The 16,413-nt window shown below is 71.5% G+C and carries 17 protein-coding genes and 1 pseudogene; 8 read left to right on the top strand and 10 right to left on the bottom strand.

Annotated features, from left to right (window positions below):
- Positions 1-53: 53 nt before the first annotated feature.
- Both ABGB18_RS05610 and ABGB18_RS05605 read right to left on the bottom strand, forming a co-directional pair.
- Complete coding sequence (locus ABGB18_RS05610) at positions 54-1,250, bottom strand: NAD(P)/FAD-dependent oxidoreductase (protein WP_347694239.1); 1,197 nt, start codon at positions 1,248-1,250, stop codon at positions 54-56.
- Positions 1,251-1,357: 107 nt separating this feature from the next.
- On the bottom strand, positions 1,358-1,819 hold the full coding sequence (locus tag ABGB18_RS05605) for a MarR family transcriptional regulator (RefSeq protein ID WP_347694238.1): 462 nt from the start codon (positions 1,817-1,819) through the stop codon (positions 1,358-1,360).
- A 61-nt stretch (positions 1,820-1,880) separates the two neighbouring features.
- Here ABGB18_RS05605 and ABGB18_RS05600 point away from each other — a divergent pair, with 61 nt between their 5' ends.
- Positions 1,881-2,639 (top strand): SDR family oxidoreductase, encoded by a 759-nt coding sequence (locus tag ABGB18_RS05600; protein WP_347694237.1) that lies wholly within the window; start codon positions 1,881-1,883, stop codon positions 2,637-2,639.
- Positions 2,640-2,842: 203 nt separating this feature from the next.
- On the opposite strand, the gene ABGB18_RS05595 is transcribed toward ABGB18_RS05600, so the two are convergent.
- A complete protein-coding gene (locus ABGB18_RS05595; protein ID WP_347694236.1) occupies positions 2,843-3,760 on the bottom strand; it encodes an SDR family oxidoreductase in 918 nt (305 codons plus the stop codon).
- Between the two features lie 58 nt (positions 3,761-3,818).
- Here ABGB18_RS05595 and ABGB18_RS05590 point away from each other — a divergent pair, with 58 nt between their 5' ends.
- The 3 genes from ABGB18_RS05590 (at position 3,819) to ABGB18_RS05580 (ending at position 5,507) form a co-directional block, all read left to right on the top strand.
- Positions 3,819-4,130, top strand: a complete 312-nt coding sequence (locus tag ABGB18_RS05590; RefSeq protein ID WP_347694235.1) for a helix-hairpin-helix domain-containing protein — start codon at positions 3,819-3,821, stop codon at positions 4,128-4,130.
- A 168-nt stretch (positions 4,131-4,298) separates the two neighbouring features.
- On the top strand, positions 4,299-4,784 hold the full coding sequence (locus tag ABGB18_RS05585) for a hypothetical protein (RefSeq protein WP_347694234.1): 486 nt from the start codon (positions 4,299-4,301) through the stop codon (positions 4,782-4,784).
- Between the two features lie 60 nt (positions 4,785-4,844).
- Positions 4,845-5,507: an NAD(P)H-dependent oxidoreductase gene (locus ABGB18_RS05580; RefSeq protein WP_347694233.1), complete on the top strand. Its 663-nt coding sequence runs from the start codon at positions 4,845-4,847 to the stop codon at positions 5,505-5,507.
- 193 nt (positions 5,508-5,700) lie between these two features.
- Here ABGB18_RS05580 and ABGB18_RS05575 read toward each other — a convergent pair whose 3' ends face one another.
- Entirely contained in the window at positions 5,701-5,829 is a 129-nt protein-coding gene (locus ABGB18_RS05575; protein WP_347694232.1) for a hypothetical protein, read from the bottom strand.
- On the opposite strand from ABGB18_RS05575, the gene ABGB18_RS05570 reads away from it, so the two are divergent.
- Positions 5,829-5,966: a hypothetical protein gene (locus tag ABGB18_RS05570; RefSeq protein WP_347694231.1), complete on the top strand. Its 138-nt coding sequence runs from the start codon at positions 5,829-5,831 to the stop codon at positions 5,964-5,966. The two genes, ABGB18_RS05575 and ABGB18_RS05570, sit on opposite strands and share 1 nt — an antisense overlap.
- A 92-nt stretch (positions 5,967-6,058) precedes the next feature.
- Here the strand turns inward: ABGB18_RS05570 and ABGB18_RS05565 are convergent.
- Positions 6,059-6,496, bottom strand: a pseudogene (locus ABGB18_RS05565) (Clp protease N-terminal domain-containing protein); the annotation flags it as partial.
- 117 nt (positions 6,497-6,613) lie between these two features.
- On the opposite strand from ABGB18_RS05565, the gene ABGB18_RS05560 reads away from it, so the two are divergent.
- Positions 6,614-6,856, top strand: a complete 243-nt coding sequence (locus tag ABGB18_RS05560; protein WP_347694230.1) for a hypothetical protein — start codon at positions 6,614-6,616, stop codon at positions 6,854-6,856.
- Positions 6,857-7,260: 404 nt separating this feature from the next.
- On the opposite strand, the gene ABGB18_RS05555 is transcribed toward ABGB18_RS05560, so the two are convergent.
- The 4 genes from ABGB18_RS05555 to ABGB18_RS05540 all read right to left on the bottom strand — a co-directional run bounded on the left by ABGB18_RS05555 (position 7,261) and on the right by ABGB18_RS05540 (position 10,971).
- Positions 7,261-7,566: a hypothetical protein gene (locus ABGB18_RS05555; protein WP_347694229.1), complete on the bottom strand. Its 306-nt coding sequence runs from the start codon at positions 7,564-7,566 to the stop codon at positions 7,261-7,263.
- Between the two features lie 68 nt (positions 7,567-7,634).
- On the bottom strand, positions 7,635-9,302 hold the full coding sequence (locus ABGB18_RS05550; RefSeq protein ID WP_347694228.1) for a hypothetical protein: 1,668 nt from the start codon (positions 9,300-9,302) through the stop codon (positions 7,635-7,637).
- On the bottom strand, positions 9,302-10,780 hold the full coding sequence (locus ABGB18_RS05545; protein WP_347694227.1) for a hypothetical protein: 1,479 nt from the start codon (positions 10,778-10,780) through the stop codon (positions 9,302-9,304). The genes ABGB18_RS05550 and ABGB18_RS05545 overlap by 1 nt, the downstream gene beginning before the upstream one ends.
- Positions 10,777-10,971, bottom strand: a complete 195-nt coding sequence (locus ABGB18_RS05540; RefSeq protein WP_347694226.1) for a hypothetical protein — start codon at positions 10,969-10,971, stop codon at positions 10,777-10,779. Before ABGB18_RS05540 ends, ABGB18_RS05545 begins: the two co-directional genes overlap by 4 nt.
- Positions 10,972-11,083: 112 nt before the next feature.
- Here ABGB18_RS05540 and ABGB18_RS05535 point away from each other — a divergent pair, with 112 nt between their 5' ends.
- Positions 11,084-12,472, top strand: coding sequence for a hypothetical protein (locus ABGB18_RS05535; protein WP_347694225.1), 1,389 nt, complete (start codon positions 11,084-11,086; stop codon positions 12,470-12,472).
- A 65-nt stretch (positions 12,473-12,537) separates the two neighbouring features.
- Here the strand turns inward: ABGB18_RS05535 and ABGB18_RS05530 are convergent, their stop codons facing one another.
- Positions 12,538-14,751, bottom strand: coding sequence for an ATP-dependent RecD-like DNA helicase (locus tag ABGB18_RS05530; protein WP_347694224.1), 2,214 nt, complete (start codon positions 14,749-14,751; stop codon positions 12,538-12,540).
- Positions 14,752-15,215: 464 nt separating this feature from the next.
- Between ABGB18_RS05530 and ABGB18_RS05525 the strand changes: the two genes are divergently transcribed.
- Positions 15,216-16,397 (top strand): Ig-like domain-containing protein, encoded by a 1,182-nt coding sequence (locus tag ABGB18_RS05525; protein ID WP_347694305.1) that lies wholly within the window; start codon positions 15,216-15,218, stop codon positions 16,395-16,397.
- Positions 16,398-16,413 lie beyond the last annotated feature (16 nt).

Raw genomic sequence — 16,413 nt, 5'->3', positions numbered from 1 at the left:
CGGGGCGGGAGCGCCCGCGGGCGAGTGCGGCGGCTGGCTCGATTCGGCCGGCGTCACCGGCGGCGGTCGATCGCCGGGGTCGCGAGCCGCGGGCTGACGTCGGGGAAGGAGCCGTCGCCGAACAGGACGCGTGCCGCCAGGGCTCGACCGGCGCCGCTCCGGAGGAGGGTCACGGCCGCCTCCGCGGCGGCGGGGGATCGCAGGCCGGCGAACACGCGGCGCAGCAGCAGCCGGCCCCGGAACCGGGTCCGCAGCGCGCTCCCGTCATAGCGGCTCAGGACCCGCTGGTCGCCGGTACGCAGGTAGTCGGCGGTGACCGCGGCGGCCAGTTCGGACATGCGCAGGCAGGGGTCCAGCCCGCCGGCCGTCAGTGGTGACACCGCGCCCGCCGCGTCCCCGACGAGCAGCCCGCCGGGGCAGGCCAGCCGTCGCAGGACGCCGCCCACCGGGATCGGGCCGCCCCGGCGCTCGACCGGACCGGCGGGCACCGCGCGGCCGGGCGCGTCGGCGGCGAAGGCGTCCAGCAGGTGGCGGATGCCGGTGCGCATCGCGTGCGGATATCCGGCGACGCCGATGTGCGCATGCCGGCCGTCGTCGATGACCCACCCCAGGTAGCCCGGCGCGACCCGGGGGTCCAGCACGCAGTGGAACGCCGGGCTGGCCGTGCCCGGCGCGATCGGATGAACGATCTCGGCACCGACCAGCAGGTGCCGGTTGACGTCCAGGCCGAGGTCACGGGCCACCCGGGACCGGGCACCGTCGGCACCGACGACGAACCGGGCGATCACCGGTCCCGCCCCCGCGAACCGGGCGATCACCGGTCCCGCCCCCGGGAGCCGGCCGGTCGCCGGTTCCGCGCCCACGGAGCGGCTGGTGTTCTTCGACGTCCCGAGATACCGCGCGCCGAGCAGGACCCGCGCCCCGGCGGACTCCGCCGCGCGGTGCGCGTCCTGGTAGAGGGCCGCCATGTCGGCCACGCGATACTCGTCCCGGTCGCTGGTGAGCCGGATCGGTGCCCGCCGCGACGGCGGGTACAGCAGCACGTCCCGGATGCCGGGCCCGAGCAGGTGGTCGGGCAGGTCGAAGTCGTCCAGCGTGCGCCGTACGAAGATCCCGGTGGTGCGGATGCCCGCCGACAGCGACCTGCGGCGGTCGGCCACCATCACGTTCAGTCCCCGCCGCGCGAGCAGGCGGGCGGTGTGCAGGCCGGCCAGCCCCGCGCCCACGACCAGTACGTCCACGGTCCGCATATCCCACGACGGTAGGTTGGGTTTCGCCGCAATACGCCCGTCTGCACGTTACCCATCCCATATCTCTACACGGCCGCCACACCTGGCCCCTCGTCGGGGCGCACCGGTCATTCCTCGGCCAGGGGGCCCTCCCCGACCAGCGCGCGGAGGGTGTCGTTGGCCTGTTCGAGGGCGTCCAGCACGATCGCCCGCCGCTCCTCGCCCACCTGGCCCATCGCCTGGCCGGCGAGCTCCGCCCAGGCCTGCTCGATCCGCGGGACCAGCCGGTGGCCGGCGTCGGTGACCACGATGCGCACCTGGCGGCGGTCGGTGGGGACCGGCTCGCGCCGGAACCAGCCGCCGTCCCCCAGCCGGGCCAGGCTGCGGGTGGCGGTCGGCTGCTCGACGCCGAGCCGGGCGGCGAGCTGGGAGACCGTCATGCCGTCACGCTCCTGGGCCAGCACCCACAGCAGCACGTCCTGGCCGGGATGCAGGCCGAGCGCCGCGAGCTTGCGCGCCTTGGCGGCGCGGTAGAGCTTGCTCATCTTGTTCAGCGCCCGGTTGACGCGCATCGCCTCACTTGCATCCACGGCCTCAGCCTACTATATCTATAGTCGGCTATTAGATAGTCGGCTATAGATAGGAGAGACGATGGACCTCGGACTGAGCGGACGAGCCGCCCTGGTCACCGGCGCCTCCGGCGACATCGGCGGCGCGATCGCCACGGCACTGGCGCACGAGGGAGCGCTGGTCGCCGCGGCCTGGCACAGCAACGAAGGGCAGGCCCGCGACCTCGTCGACACGATCACCCGGACGGGCGGGAAGGCCATCGCGGTCCGGATCGACCAGCGTGAGGAGGAGTCGATCCGGTCGGCCGTCCGCCAGGTGGAGAGCGAACTCGGCGACATCGCGGTCCTGGTCGCCAACGCGGTGTCCTGGCCGGCCCGGACGCCCGAGACGCGGGAGACCCTGACCGACACCTTCACCGCCAACGTGATCGGGACACTGGCCGTGATCGACGCCGCCCTGCCCGGCATGAGAACGGCGGGATGGGGGCGGGTGGTCGTGATCTCGTCGGGCGTGGTCAGCCAGCCGATGCCGGCGGGGGTGGCCTACCCCGCCGCCAAGGGCGCGCTGGAGACGGCCGTCAACGTGCTGGCATCCCGGGAGGCCCGGCACGGCATCCTCACGAACGTCGTCAGGCCGGGCTTCACCCTGACGGAACGGGCCCTGACCTACCCGGGGTTCGGACAGGAGGTCGTCGACGCCGAGGCCGCCAGGACGCCCACGCGCCGCATCTGCACTCCCGAGGACGTGGCCTCCGCCGTCGCCTACCTCGGCTCGGCGGCCAACGGGCACGTCAACGGAGAGATCGTCTCCGTCACGGGTGGACGCCACCTCACTCTTTGAGGCCCGGGCGGGCGGGACCCGATCGCGACGCCAGGGATATCCCCAGGCAAATCCCTGCGGCTCCCCAAGGTGGCGGCGTCGACGTTGAAGAGCGGGAATCCCTCCTTGCGCCGGTCGGAGGAGAAGCGGCCGTCGGCGAGAACGGCACGACCCTCCTCATGCCCGGACACCCACCACACCTGGGGACCATGATGAGGCCGTGGTCACCAGGCAACGGGACCAAGCCGATCGGTGAAGGTCCCGGTCGGTCCGCCGGCGTCGCTCAGCGCGAGTTCGACGATCGGATCGGTGCCCTCGGTGACCGTCAGCTGGCCGGTGTGGTTGTTCATGTCGGTGGCGGTGAATTTGTGGTTGGCGACTTCTCCGGGAGTGATGCAGTTGAACCTGACCTGCGGGATCGCCTGGGCGTACCGGATGGTGATCATGTTCAGCGCCGCTTTGGACGAGGTGTAGGCGAGCTCGTGCATCTTCGAGACGGCCTGCCGTGGATCGGTCACGACCGCGAAGGAACCGGCCGCGCTGGACACCATCACCACCCGCGGATGGTCCGCCGCCTGCAGCAGGGGAAGGAACGCGTGCGTGACCCTGACCGGTCCGTACACGTTGGTGTCGTAGACGGAATGAATTTCGTCAACCGTCGTGTCAACGGGCGCGGTGACCTTTCCCGGCGCACCGGCGTTGTTGATCAACACATCCAGCCGATCGGTGTGCTCCCGGACGAGCCGGACGGCGTCGGTCACGGACTCGTCCGAGGTCACGTCCAGCGGGACCATGACCACGTTCGCGCCGCCGTCGGCCAGCTTGTCGGCAGCCGCCCGTCCTCGCCCTTCGTCGCGCGAGCCGAGAAAGATCGTCCAGCCCTGTTCGCCGAGCCGCCGGGCCGTTTCCAGGCCGAGTCCTTTGTTGCCGCCGGTGATCAACACCGAGGTCTGTTCCGAGTTCGTCATGCCCTCTAAGACGAGATGCCCCGATCGGCTGTGACACGGTGTGAGCGGCCTCACAGCCGAGAGCGGCAGCTGCTGGCCCTGCTGAACGTGATCTCCCTCGCGGTTGCGGCGTTCATCGCGTGGGACCGCGATGTCCGGTATCAACAAGACAGGCGCATGCCGGTCCCCGACCATCGACTCATGGCGCCCCATCCGGAGGGCGCCGTCGTGAGCACGAGAAGGGATCTCGCACGTGGCCTCCGAACATCGCACCCCGGACACCGGCTCGGACCTGACCGAGCTGGTCAACGTCGGCGCCGCCGTCGCGCGCTACTTCGCCCGCGTCGGCATCACCCACGTCAGCCGGCTCGCCGGGAAGGACCCTGTCGACCTCTACGACGAGATGTGCGCGGTCGACGGCCGGCGCCATGACCCGTGCCTGCTCGACACCGTGATGTCCGCCGTGGACCAGGCGGAGGGGCATCCCGCCCGCCCCTGGTGGCACTACACCGCCCAACGCAAGCGGCTCCTTCGGAGGCCGGCCCCGCCGTCACAGGCCCGGTGAAAGACCGGGATCGCCCCCCAGGCGCCGTACAGTGGCCGGAGGCTCTCGCTGTTGGGTGAGCATTCGGCGTACAGTGGCGAGCTTGTCCGGGTCGCGGAAAACCAGCTTCACGGACCACACCACCCAGATCCCCTGAAGCCGCACCCGACCGCCCTGGAGAACCCTCCGATGACCATGGCCGAGAGCCTCACGACCTGGCGCGACGCCCGCTTCGACATGCCCGTCGGCCGGCAACTGCAGCGATACGACGAGCTGGCCGCCAAGCAGGCGTCGGCTCGCGCTCGGACCGAGCTGGTGGAGCGGGGCCTCTACGACCCCGCCCGGCATGGGACCGACGACCGCCCGGCGCTCACCCGGGCCGAGCACATCGAGCTGCTGGCGCTGGCGGAGTGCATCGCGCGCACCGTACGGCATCCGTCCAACATCCACCACGCGCTGCAGGCCGGGGTCACCTGGGCCGAGATCGCCCACGTCATCGACTCCGACGAGCGCACCGTCCGGCGGGAATACCAGCAGTGGGCCGACGACCAGTACGACCTCCACCGGCGCTATCGCGACCGCGGCATGACCGCCGACGAGCACGCCGCCGCGACCGCCGAGGCCGCCGAGGCCGCCGAGGCCGCGCCGCCCGCGCAGGCAGCCGATCGCGGGTAGCGCCCTCGGGCGGGTCCGTGGCTTGCGGTTCCAGCGGGTGGAAGGTGCAGATTTCGTGTCATGAGCCATCAAGGGACAACCAGGCCGACTCTGCTCCACATCGATTGCAGCATCCGCCAGAACGGTTCGGTGACCAGGGAGATCACCGCGATCTTCGCCGCGGAATGGCGCCGGGCCCATCCCGGGGGCACCTATGTCTACCGGGATCTGGGCAGCTCGCCGATCCCGCACGTCGACGAGGCGGCGGTGGCCGCGGGGCTGCACGCTCGGGAGGCGCTGGAGGAGAATCAGCGCGCGGCCTGGGCCGTGTCCGAGCCGCTGATCAACGAAGTACGCCAGGCGGGCACGATCCTGCTCGGGGTCCCCATGTACAACTATTCGATCCCCTCGGCGTTGAAGGCGTGGTTCGACCGCGTCACCGTCAAGGAGCACATGGTCGGGGATCCCGGGGGTGAGGGCCTGCTGACCGGCAAGCGGACGATCGTCGTGACCGCCCAGGGCGGCTCCTACGGTCCCGGCACTCCTCGCGAGCGTTACGACTTCCAGCAGCCCTACCTGCGGGCGCTGCTGGAGCAGATCGGGCTGGGCCGCGACGTGGAGTTCGTGCGCTCGGAGATGACGCTCGCCCACTCCGTCCCCGCGCTGGAGCCGTTCAGGCCGATGGCCGAGGCCTCCCGCGAGGAGGCCGTCCAGGCTGTGCGCAGGCTGGCCGTCACCTCGTGAATCCCGCGGCGTGACGATCGCGGACGCCCGTGGCGGCCGGTGTCCGGCGCGGCCGGGTGCCGGCCCGCCCGCCACGGGTGGGAGCATCCGGCTCATGGCCGGGACCTCCAAGGCGTCCTTGGTCGCGGGATCGGAATCCCTGAGCCGGCGGCAGCCCCCGAAGAGGCGAGGATCCTCGCGCGGCCCGCCGTGGTCACAGGTGCTTGCCGAGGTCGTCCACATCGAGCAGCGGCAGGCCCCAGCGCAGCGCGGCCACCTCCAGGTCGGCGGCCTTGGCCATGGTCCCGCACGCTGCGACGGCACCATCGAGGTCCCCCTCCATTGGGCGGACCCCTCCTCCGAACGCTCGGCCGCGGCCGCCGGCTGTTCGACGTCCTGCCGGCCGAGGTCGAGCTGGACATCGTCCGGGTGATCGACACGCCGATGGCGACCCACCTCCGCTACCGCGTCCGCCGTTGAGGGTCCGCCGTTGAGGGTGCCGGGGCCGCCCGTGGCCCCGGCCGTCAGGCGGAAGCCGGCGGCGGAGCGGACCGCCTGTCATCCGCGATCCGCTGGTACCGCTGCAGGAGTTGCTCCGTGGTCCGCCCGATCTGGCCGAGGTCGGCTTCGAGCTTGACCAGCGCCTGGGCGGCCACACTCTCGTGATCGCGAAGGAGCCCGAACAGGATGTGCTCGGTGCCGACGTAGGTGAGGCCGCGCTGCGAGGACTCCTGGTTCGCCGCCTGGAGGACCTGGGCGCCCGACGGGGTGAACGGAAGGTGTCCCGACGTGGCCGTCCGGCCCTGGCCGACGAGTTCCGTCACCTGCCGGCGCAGGTCCTCAAGGCTCAGGCCCACGCTCCTGAGAGCCGTGGCGGCCACGGCCTCACCCTCACGGATCAACGCGAGGAGAATGTGCTCAGGGCCGATGTGGTCGTGATTGAGCATTCTGGCCTCCTCCTGGGACAGGATGACAACACGCCGCGCTCGGTCGGTGAACTTCTCATACATCTCGCCGCTCCTCACCACACGTCAACCGGGTTCGGCCATGCTAGTGGGCCGGGGCCCGCACCCTTGATCCGCGCGTCACAGGGCGCCCGCCGGGCTGCAACAAGGGAAAACACGCACATGCTGATTCGCCAGGCGCTCGCCGCTGTGACCATCGCCGGGGCCGCGTCCCTGGCCGTGCTCGTGCCGCCGGCGGCGCAGGCGGCCGCGCCGCCGCACGTCCTGTGGACCAAACCGTGGGGCTATTACCCCTATTCGCCGCTTTGCGAGCAGGCGGGTGCCACCTTGATGCGCCAGGGACGCGTCAACGACTGGTCCTGCATCGACGAGGGCAGCAAGGGCTGGGGTCTGCACGACACCTGACCTCGGCCCGTCCCTCCTACGCCCGATGGCCACGACGTCCCGTCACCTGGCGGGACGTCGTGGCCCAGGTGGCTGGGCACCCCCTCCCACAGCCGCAACCACCCGGCACATTTATATGGGTAAACAATTGATTACTGAGCGTTAATCATCATCGGTGGTTCCAACCTGTGCGGCAAGCGCCCTACCCGCCGCCGGCCGGCGTGACCCCATGAGGAGGAACGGGTGGCGATCGACGTCCCCGCAGGCGTACGCCCCGACCTCCCGCCTGTCGGGATCGCCGGCCCGCGGGGGAAGGTGGCGCCCGAGTGTGGAAGGCCGGCTGCAGGGCGGCCGAGGTCAACGGCCGGGCGTTGACCGGACATTCCACGCTTGGCGGCCCGTCCTCCGGTCACGGCCGGGTGTCCTCACACCCAGGTGTAGTTCGCGTCGGTGACCGGGAGGAGCAGACGATCGCCGGGTGGCGCGCCCGGAGCCGGCAGCGCGCTGATGGCGGACCCGATGAGGGGGAACAGCGGCAGGTCCTCGGCGTCGCGGTAGTGCACCCACTCGATGACGCCCGGCTCGCTCGTGCCGTCCGGGTTGCCGCCGGGCGGCGTGTCGTGCGAGCCGGCCGGCCGGTCACGGCGGATCAGCGCGACGTCGGCGCCGCAGAACACCAGGGCCCCGGTGCGGATCTTCACCCGGGCGAAGGGCGTGGTGGGGTCCGTCATGCGGGTGGTGGTACCCCGCGCGGGCCCGGTCATCGGCGAACGGCCGGACCCGCGCCGGGGCGAGCGGTTCAGGCCACCGCGAGCAGGCCCGGCATGGCCAGGCCGGAGCGGCCCTCATCGAGGGTGAGGTGTTCCAGATCGACCCCGGTCACCGTGTACCGGCGCAGCCGGGTGCGGGTGCCGCGCACGATGGGGCGCAGGTGGCACGGGTCGAGTTCCTCGACGACGAGCGTGGGCCGGTCGGCGGTGCCGTTCTTGCCGCCCGCGACGGCCGGGGGCAGGTGCCCGCCCGGGGTGAACGGGACGGGGGCGATGCGCCAGATGGGCCCGCGCACGGTGGACAGGCCGGCCTGGCCGAACCCCCGCTCCTCCCGGGGCGTCATCGGTTCGTCGAGGGAGACCAGGCCGCGGAACAGGCTCATGGCCCGGCCCTGGTTGACGATCTGCCCGGTGTCGACGGTGAAGTCCCGGGAGAAGAACGCCGACGGCGGGTAGCCGGCGAGTTCCAGCGCCTCGGCGTAGCCGCGGACCAGCGGGATCACGGTGTCGGTCAGGTGGGCGGCGGCGCGCCGGTCGATACCCCGGCCCAGTTCGGCCGCGGTGGCGTCCATGCGCGCCAGGACGGCGGTGATGTTGGCGCGCCTGGCTTCGGGGAACGGGTCGCGGCGGCCGATCCCGCGGGCCGCCTTGTAGGCCAGCAGCGTGTTCAGGAAGTAACGGGTGGCGTCGTTGTAGCCGGAACTGCGGCGGGTCCCGGTGGCCGGGTAGAGGTGCAGCGCGGTGAAGGTGCCGTCGCCGCGGAAGGTCGGGCCGGCGGCGTAGTAGTCGCCGTCGGCGTTGGCGAACCGGTACAGCCGCACCGTGCGTGAGCGGTGCGGCGCCTTGACGTCGCCGGCCAGGATCGCGCGCACCGTGGCCTCGTCGGCGGTGAGCCGGTCGCTGGTCAGCTCCAGGTAGCGGCGGCCGGGGGTGGAGAAGACCGGCTGCGTGTGCTCGTCGAGCCGCTCGACCACCGTCAGCGGCAGGGCGTCGTCGTGCTCGTCCATGGAGATGAGCAGGTGCGGGCCGCAGGCGAGCACGTGGCGGCCGTCGACCACCGTGTCGGTCAGGTCGCTGATGCCGAGCAGCGGCGACAGGCGCATCTCGACCGCGGCGGTGGCCGGGCCGTGGCCGAGCCGGTCGAAGACGGGCCGGTAGGTGGCCAGGGCGTGGGCGAAGTCGCGGACGTACTGGGCGCGGCTGGTCGCCGGATCGGCTCCGGTCCAGCCGATCGTGTACGGGGTGAGCGACAGGCGGATGCCGTCGAACACCTCGCCGTGGCGGGCGGCGATGCGCTGGTGCATCGCGGCCAGACGCGGATTGAGGCTGGAGTAGCCGACGGTGGACACCCGCAGCCGCACGCCCAGAACATCGCGCGCCAGTTCGCACAGAATGTCCAGGTACGGGTAGGAGAACACGTCGTTGTCCAAGTACGGGAACAGCACGTGCGGCCGGTAAACGCGGCCACCGGCGATCCGCAGATCGCGTTCGGCGGCGACCCGCGCGAAGGCGCGGACGAACCCGTCGAGGCCGGCCGGGGTGAACTGCCATACGTCGAGGCCGGCCTGCTGGCTGCAGAAGGCGCACCGGTTGAAGCATCCGGTGGCGGGGCTGAGGTATTGCAGGCGGGTGAACGCCTCGTCCGGCAGAGCGCGGAGCTGGTCGAGCAGGGAGGCGGAGGTGGTCAGGACGGACATCAGTGATCCTCTTCGGCCGGAGAACAGGGGCGGAACAGGCGGTGCAGAGCGGTGTGGACCCGCACGGTGAAGCCCGAGGCGCTGCGGGGGCCGTCGAAGGGGGAGTGGCCGCCGCCGGTGAGGCCCTCGATGGTGGCGATCTCGGCGCCCGGGCGGCACACCACGTCCGGGCCGGGAAGGTCGGCGAGCAGGATCTCGCCGCGGTCGCTGTCGGCCTCGGCCGGATGCGCGCCGGGGCGGACATGGCGGAGACGGCCGTCACGGTCGAGCCGGTAGATGCCCGGCGGGTGGCCGGGGTCGATGCGGGAGGGAGCCCGGTGGGTGAGGCGGGCCTTGACGGAGAACGGGCCGCCCGTCCTGCCGGACCGGGCGATGGTGCCCTGGTTGAACTCGTCCGGATCGCCCAGCCAGGTCACCTGCCCGCCGAGCATCACGGCCAGGTGGGCCAGGATGAAGGGCGGCAGGCCGCGCAGCTGCTGGTTGACGGCGGACACTTCGGTCGTGTCCTGGGCGCGCCAGTTGATCGCGTTCAGGTAGACCCGCTCGTCGGGGGTCACGATGGCCTCCAGGCCGAACATCCCGGCGATGCGGTAGCGCCGCCAGGCCCAGTCGGCGATGCGCTCGGCGCACGCGATGATCAGCGCGGACACGCCGGCGGGCCATGGCCGCGACCAGTCCTCGCCCGCGCTCCTGGCCGGGCCGATGCCGAGCTCGGCGACGCCGGCCGACGTGTGGGAGGGCCGGTCCACGTACACGCGGACGCCGTTGTCGGCCGGGACGCTGAGCACGGTGACGCTGGAGGACCAGCCGTCGACGAACGCGGCCACCCGGTAGGGGCCGAGCAACCGGGCGGCGCGGGGGAGGTCGTCCTCGCCGGCGACGATCACGGTTCCGGGGCCGGGCGAGGTCACTCCGGCCTGGACGACCACCGTGGTGGTGCCGACGGCGCCGCGGAGTTCGGCCAGGCCGGGCAGGCGCTCGGCGTGCACGCAGGGGATGCGCACGGAGGCGGGGACGCCCGCGGCGCGCAGGAGGTCGTCGAAGACGTGCTTGGCCTCGATCGCGTCCCGCAGGCCGCCGTCGATGGCCGTGATGGTGCTGTGGGCGCCGGCGAGTTCCCGCAGGTGCGTGGTCGTGTGCCAGGCCGTGATGACGGGCGGCTGATCCAGCGCCAGAAGGTGGCGTGCCGCGTCGTGGCGTACCCTGGCCAGCCATCCGTGCCGCTCGGGCGTGGACCTCACGCGGGTGCGGTCCTCGGCGGCGAGGACGACGCCCGGCCTGGCCGGGGTCCAGGCCGGGTAGCAGCCGATGCTCAGCGCGGGGCGCAGCGACTCGAGGGCGGCCGGGCCGGTGTAGCAGGTCCGCAGCGCGGTGGTGAACCGCCCGGCGGTGACCAGTGGCCGGCCGGCCAGCACCTGTTGCAGCTCCTTGGCGGCCGCGTCCAGGCGTCCGGTGTCCAGGCAGGGGAAGGTCATCACGCGGCCCGCCGGAAAGGCACCCGGACGGCGGGCGCGGCCGGGCCGGCGACCCGCGGAGCGACCAGGTGGCGGTGCGCCCGTGTCCCCGGGTGGCATCGGGTGGGCAGGTCCCGCGCGTCGGGGACGCGGGTGAGCTCCCCGGCCGGCGTGGCCGTGCCGGTGAGGTCGAGTCCGCCGGCCAGGATGCGCATGGTTCCTCCCACATGCTTTGCGATCTGCTCCATATGGTTACGGTTTGCGCTATTGACGGTGCGCTGAGTGCGGCGCATCGTCGAGGGGAACGCGATGTGAAGCGATGTGAAGATGGCCCCCCGACGCACGCGCCCCATCGCCAACCGGGCCCTGGCCGCGGTGATCGAGCAGGCCGGTTGGACACACGCCGCTACCGCGGAGCACGTCAACGCGGTCGCCGCCGAGACGCCCCAACCCGTGCGCTACGACCGTTCGGCGATCGGGCATTGGCTGAACGGGACCATCCCGCGCGCGGAGGGTATGGATGCGGCTGTCGAGGCGTTTCGCCGTCGCTTCAACCGACCGGACCTGACTCCAGGAGACCTGGGATGGCCCGATACCTCCATCGCCTGTCCCGCCGATGACCCCTGGCAGGGCGATCCGGTCGCTCGGCTGGCCGCGCTGGGGGAGGATGACATGCTCAATCGCCGGGCAGTGCTGACCGCGAGCGCTTTCACACTCGCGGCACTGACCGGCCTGGCGGCCAGAGGCGACGAGCCGCCGCCGCGGACCCGGCGGGCGGGCGCCGCCGACGTCGACCGCATCCGCTGCACCACGCGCGCCTTCGCCGACCTGGACGATCAGTACGGCGGGGGACACGCGCGTCCCGCCGTCGCCGCCTACCTGGCCCGCGACGTCACCTCGCTGTTACACGGCACCAACGGCCGAGCCCGCCCCGACCTGTTCCGCGCCGCCGCCGAACTGTCCTACCTCGCCGCGTACATGGCGATGGACGCCGGCCAGAACGCGCTGGCCCAGCGCTACTACATCAGCTCCGTACGCCTGGCCGACGAGGCGGGCGACCTCGCGTTACGCGCCACCGGGCTGCGCAGCATGGCCGTGCAGGCGACAGAGCTCGGCCACGACAGCGAGGCGCTGGCGCTCGCCGAAGCCGCCGCCTCCTCGCTGCGCGGGCACGGCCCCCTCCGCACGCTGGCCTGGGTCACCGGGATGCAGGCCGAAGCGCAGGCGGCGAACGGCAGCCGGTGGGACGCCTTCACCCTGCTCCGCCGTACCGAGAAGCATCTCCAACGCGCCGACTCCCTCCCCGAATCGGAGTGGACCGGCAACTACCGGCAGGAAAGCTTCGAACACCAGACCGGGCTGGCCCTCACCCAGCTCGGCGACCATGCCACCGCCGCCCGTCACTATGCCGCCTCCATGGAGGCACGACGCCCCGTCGAGCGCCGTTCACGCGCGTTGATCGGCCTGCGCGCGGCCCACGCCTATGTCCTCGCCAAGGACATCGAGCAGGCCGCCGTCACCGTCTTGAACCTCGGCGCCGACATCGCCGCCATCTCCTCGGCGCGCGTGCGCAACCAGCTCCGTCAGCTGCGAGCCGACTGGCAGCCCTACCGCGCGAACAAGCTGATCGCCAAAGCCGATCGCCTGCTCGTCGCCGGCTGGTCCCGCCCCGGCCGGCGAGCCGGACCGCTCCGCGAGCCACGCACACGGGCGTGAACCGGGTCCGAGCCGCGTCCCGGATTCGGGGCCGGGCATGCCCGCAGACCGGGGGAGGGCGCGGGTCAGCGCGTGGACAGGCGGTGGGTGAGGCCGGTGTGCCGCCGTCCGGCGCCCTTGGTCCGTACGGCCTGGGCCAGCGCCCGCCGCGACCCGACGATCACCACGAGTCTCTTGGCCCGGGTGATGGCGGTGTAGAGGAGGTTGCGCTGCAGCATCATCCAGGCGCTGGTGGCCAGCGGGACGACGACGGCGGGATATTCGCTGCCCTGGGAGCGGTGAATGGACACGGCGTAGGCGTGGGCGAGCTCGTCGAGCTCGTCGAAGGCGTAGTCGACCGATTCGTCCTCGTCGGTCAGGACGGTGAGCTTGTGCTCGTCGGGCCGGATGTCGGTGACGATCCCGACGGTGCCGTTGAACACCCCGGCGGCGCCTTTGTCATAGTTATTGCGTAGTTGGGTGACTTTGTCGCCGACGCGGAAGACACGCCCGCCGTAGCGGCGTTCGGGCATGCCCTCGCGGGCGGGCGTGAGGGCCTCCTGCAGGGCGGTGTTGAGGGCGCCGGCACCGGCGGCGCCGCGGTGCATGGGGGCCAGCACCTGGATGTCGCGGCGCGGATCGAGCCGGAACCTGCCGGGGATGCGGCGGGCCACGACATCGACGGTCAGGGAGGCGATCTCCTCGGGCTCCTCGCAGGGGAACAGGAAGAAATCCTTCATGCCCTCCAGGACGGGATGGCGGCCGGTGTTGACGCGGTGGGCGTTGACGACGACACCGGACTCCTGCGCCTGGCGGAAGATCTGCGTCAGCCGGACCCGGGGGATGTCCTCGGCGGCCAGCAGGTCCTTGAGCACCTCGCCGGCGCCGACGGAGGGGAGCTGGTCGACGTCCCCGACGAACAGCAGGTGCGCGCCGGGGGCGACGGCCTTGACGAGCTTGTTGGCCAGCAGCAGGTCGAGCATGGAGGCCTCGTCGACCACGACCAGGTCGGCGTCCAGGGGGTTGTCGCGGTCGAAGGTGGCCTCCCCGCCGGGCCGCAGCTGCAGCAGCCGGTGGACGGTGGTGGCCTCGTGGCCGGTCAGCTCGGCCAGGCGTTTGGCGGCGCGGCCGGTGGGGGCCGCCAGGATGACACGGGCGCGTTTGGCGCGGGCCAGGGTCACGATCGACCGCACGGTGAAGCTCTTGCCGCAGCCGGGGCCGCCGGTGAGGACCGCGACCTTCTCCGTCAGCGCCAGCCGGACCGCCTGGCGCTGCTCGGCGGCGAGTTCGGCGCCGGTCTGGCCGCGCAGCCAGGTCTCGGCCCTGGCCCAGTCGACGTCGGCGAAGGTCTTCAGCCGGTCGTGCGGGGAACGCAGCAGCGACAGCAGGCCGGAGGCGAGCGACCGCTCGGCACGATGGAAGGGCGGCAGGTAGACCGCCGGCAGGAGGGTGTCGCCGGCGGGGACCTGCTCGCGTACGACGCCCTCCTCGGCGACGAGCTCCTCCAGGCAGGTGGTGACGAGCTCGGCCGGCACCTGAAGGATCTTGACGGCGTCGCCGGCCAGGTTGGGCGCGGGCAGGTAGCAGTGACCGTCGTCGGCGGCCTGGGACAGGGTGTAGCGCAGGCCGGCTTTGACGCGTTCGGGGCTGTCGTACGGGATGCCGACGGCCTGGGCGATGGTATCGGCCGTTTTGAACCCGATCCCCCACACGTCGTCGGCCAGCCGGTACGGGGTGGTCCGGACGACGTCGACGGAGGACTCGCCGTACTGCTTGAAGATGCGTACCGCGATGGAGGTGGACACCCCGACCCCCTGCAGGAAGATCATCACCTCTTTGATGATCTTCTGTTCCTCCCAGGCGGCGGCGATCATCTTGGTCCGCTTGGGGCCCAGCCCCGGCACCTCGACGAGCCGTTCGGGCCGCTGCTCGATCACGTCGAGGGTGTCGGTGCCGAAGTGGTCGACGATGCGCTCGGCCATCTTGGGCCCGATGCCCTTGATGAGGCCGGAGCCGAGGTAGCGGCGGATGCCCTGCACGGTGGCGGGCAGCACCGTGGTGTAGGACCACACCTCGAACTGGCGGCCGTAACGGGGGTGGGAGGTCCACCGGCCCCGCAGCCGCAGCGACTCGCCGACCTGCGCGCCGAGCAGCGGCCCGACGACGGTCAGCAGATCGGAGCCGGTACGTTCGGTGGCCACCCGGGCGATCGTGTAGCCGGTCTCCTCATTGGCATAGGTGACGCGTTCCAGCACACCGTCGATCTGCGCACCGGGTGCACCGTCCGGGCCAGGCTTCACGCATACCTCTTTTCCGACCGCCTCGGGCAAGAGTAAAGCAGCCGGGACCGGCCCCCGGGCGATCAGCCGCCCCCCGGCGCGCGCGGCGCCGGACGGACAGCCGTTCACCGGCGTGCGCGACCGGCGACGCACCCCCGGCCGCGACGCGCGAGGGCGGCGATCCGCCGGCCGTCGGAGGGCTGCCGCGCCCGTTGACGATGGGCACCGCCGGGCGGCGTCCGACCCGCACGGCAGGCAGGCTCCCGGACACCCGCCCGGGTGCTGGCGCGGTCCAGCCCCGGATCGGTGTTGTCCCTGGCCCGCTTGATCCGCGGGAACCGGCCGAATGCGGGCTCCCTTTCCCAGCCACAAGTGATTGAAATGTGACCGAACAAGCGCAAAGGATCCCTCGTCTTACATGCAGGAGCATTAAGGTTTTTGGGGTGTGTTCTGGTGCCCTGGGGGAAAGGACAGCTTTGAACGTTGTGCCCGCTTGGCGAAAGCCCGCCACCGCAGCCGCACTCCTCGCCGCTGCCTCCCTGACGGCCTCCTGCTCCAGCGGCCCCACCACCGATGAAGCGGGCGCGCCCACCACTACCACCAGCGCCACCCCGGCGGCCCCCACGGTCGACATCACCCCCGCCGAAGGCACCACCAAAGTCAGCCCCGAGAAAAAGGTCGTCGTCACGGCCGCCGGCGGCACCCTCGACGAGGTGAACGTCACCGCCGACGACGAACAACTCGACGGCACCTTCAACACCGACCGCACCCGCTGGGTGTCCAAAACCCCGCTCAAACCCTCCACCAGCTACGACGTCAGCGCCAAGGCCGGTGCCACCGCCGTCACGGCCACCTTCACCACCGCCAAACCGCAACGCGCCCTCCAGGTCGCCGACGTGACCCCCAACGCCAAAGGCGAAACGCTCGGCGTCGGCGCCCCCATCATCGTCACCTTCAACCAGCCGGTCACCAACAAGGCCACCATCGAACGCGCGTTAGACGTCGAAGCCGAAAAACCCGTCGACGGCGCCTGGCGCTGGATCAGCGACACCGTCGTCATCTACCGCACCGCCACATACTGGCCCGCCCACCAGAAGGTCACCTTCAACGCCAACATCACCGGCATCAAGGGCGGCAAAGGCCTGTACGGCGTCAAGGACTACACCGCCACCCTCGACATCGGCGCCAAACAGATCAGCAAGGTCAACGCCGCCAAACACATGATGTACGTCTACCGCGACGGCAAACGCGTCCAGACCATGCGCATCAGCGCCGGCATGGCCACCACCCGCGAATACACCACCACCTCCGGCGTCCACCTGACCATGGAACGCGGCAACCCGGTCCGCATGATCTCCCCCGGCCGGAAAAAAGGCGACCCCGGCTACTACGACGTCATGATCGACCACGCGGTCCGCATCTCCAGCAGCGGCGAATACGTCCACGCCAAGGACAACGTCTGGGCCCAAGGCGTCCGCAACGTCAGCCACGGCTGCATCAACGCCCGCCCCGACCAGGCCAAATGGTTCTACGACCACTTCCAGCGCGGCGACATCGTCGACGTCACCGGCACCGACCGCGAACTGGAATGGAACAACGGCTGGGGCTTTTGGCAATTGTCATTCTCCCAATGGAAGAAAGGCAGCGCCCTGAAGACGAAAGCCTGACCGCCACGGCGGCGGC

It is taken from the genome of Nonomuraea sp. B12E4, assembly GCF_039871825.1.
Classification (GTDB): domain Bacteria; phylum Actinomycetota; class Actinomycetes; order Streptosporangiales; family Streptosporangiaceae; genus Nonomuraea.
The sequence above is the reverse complement of the archived record's forward strand: the minus strand, read 5'-3'. Positions and strand labels throughout refer to the sequence as shown.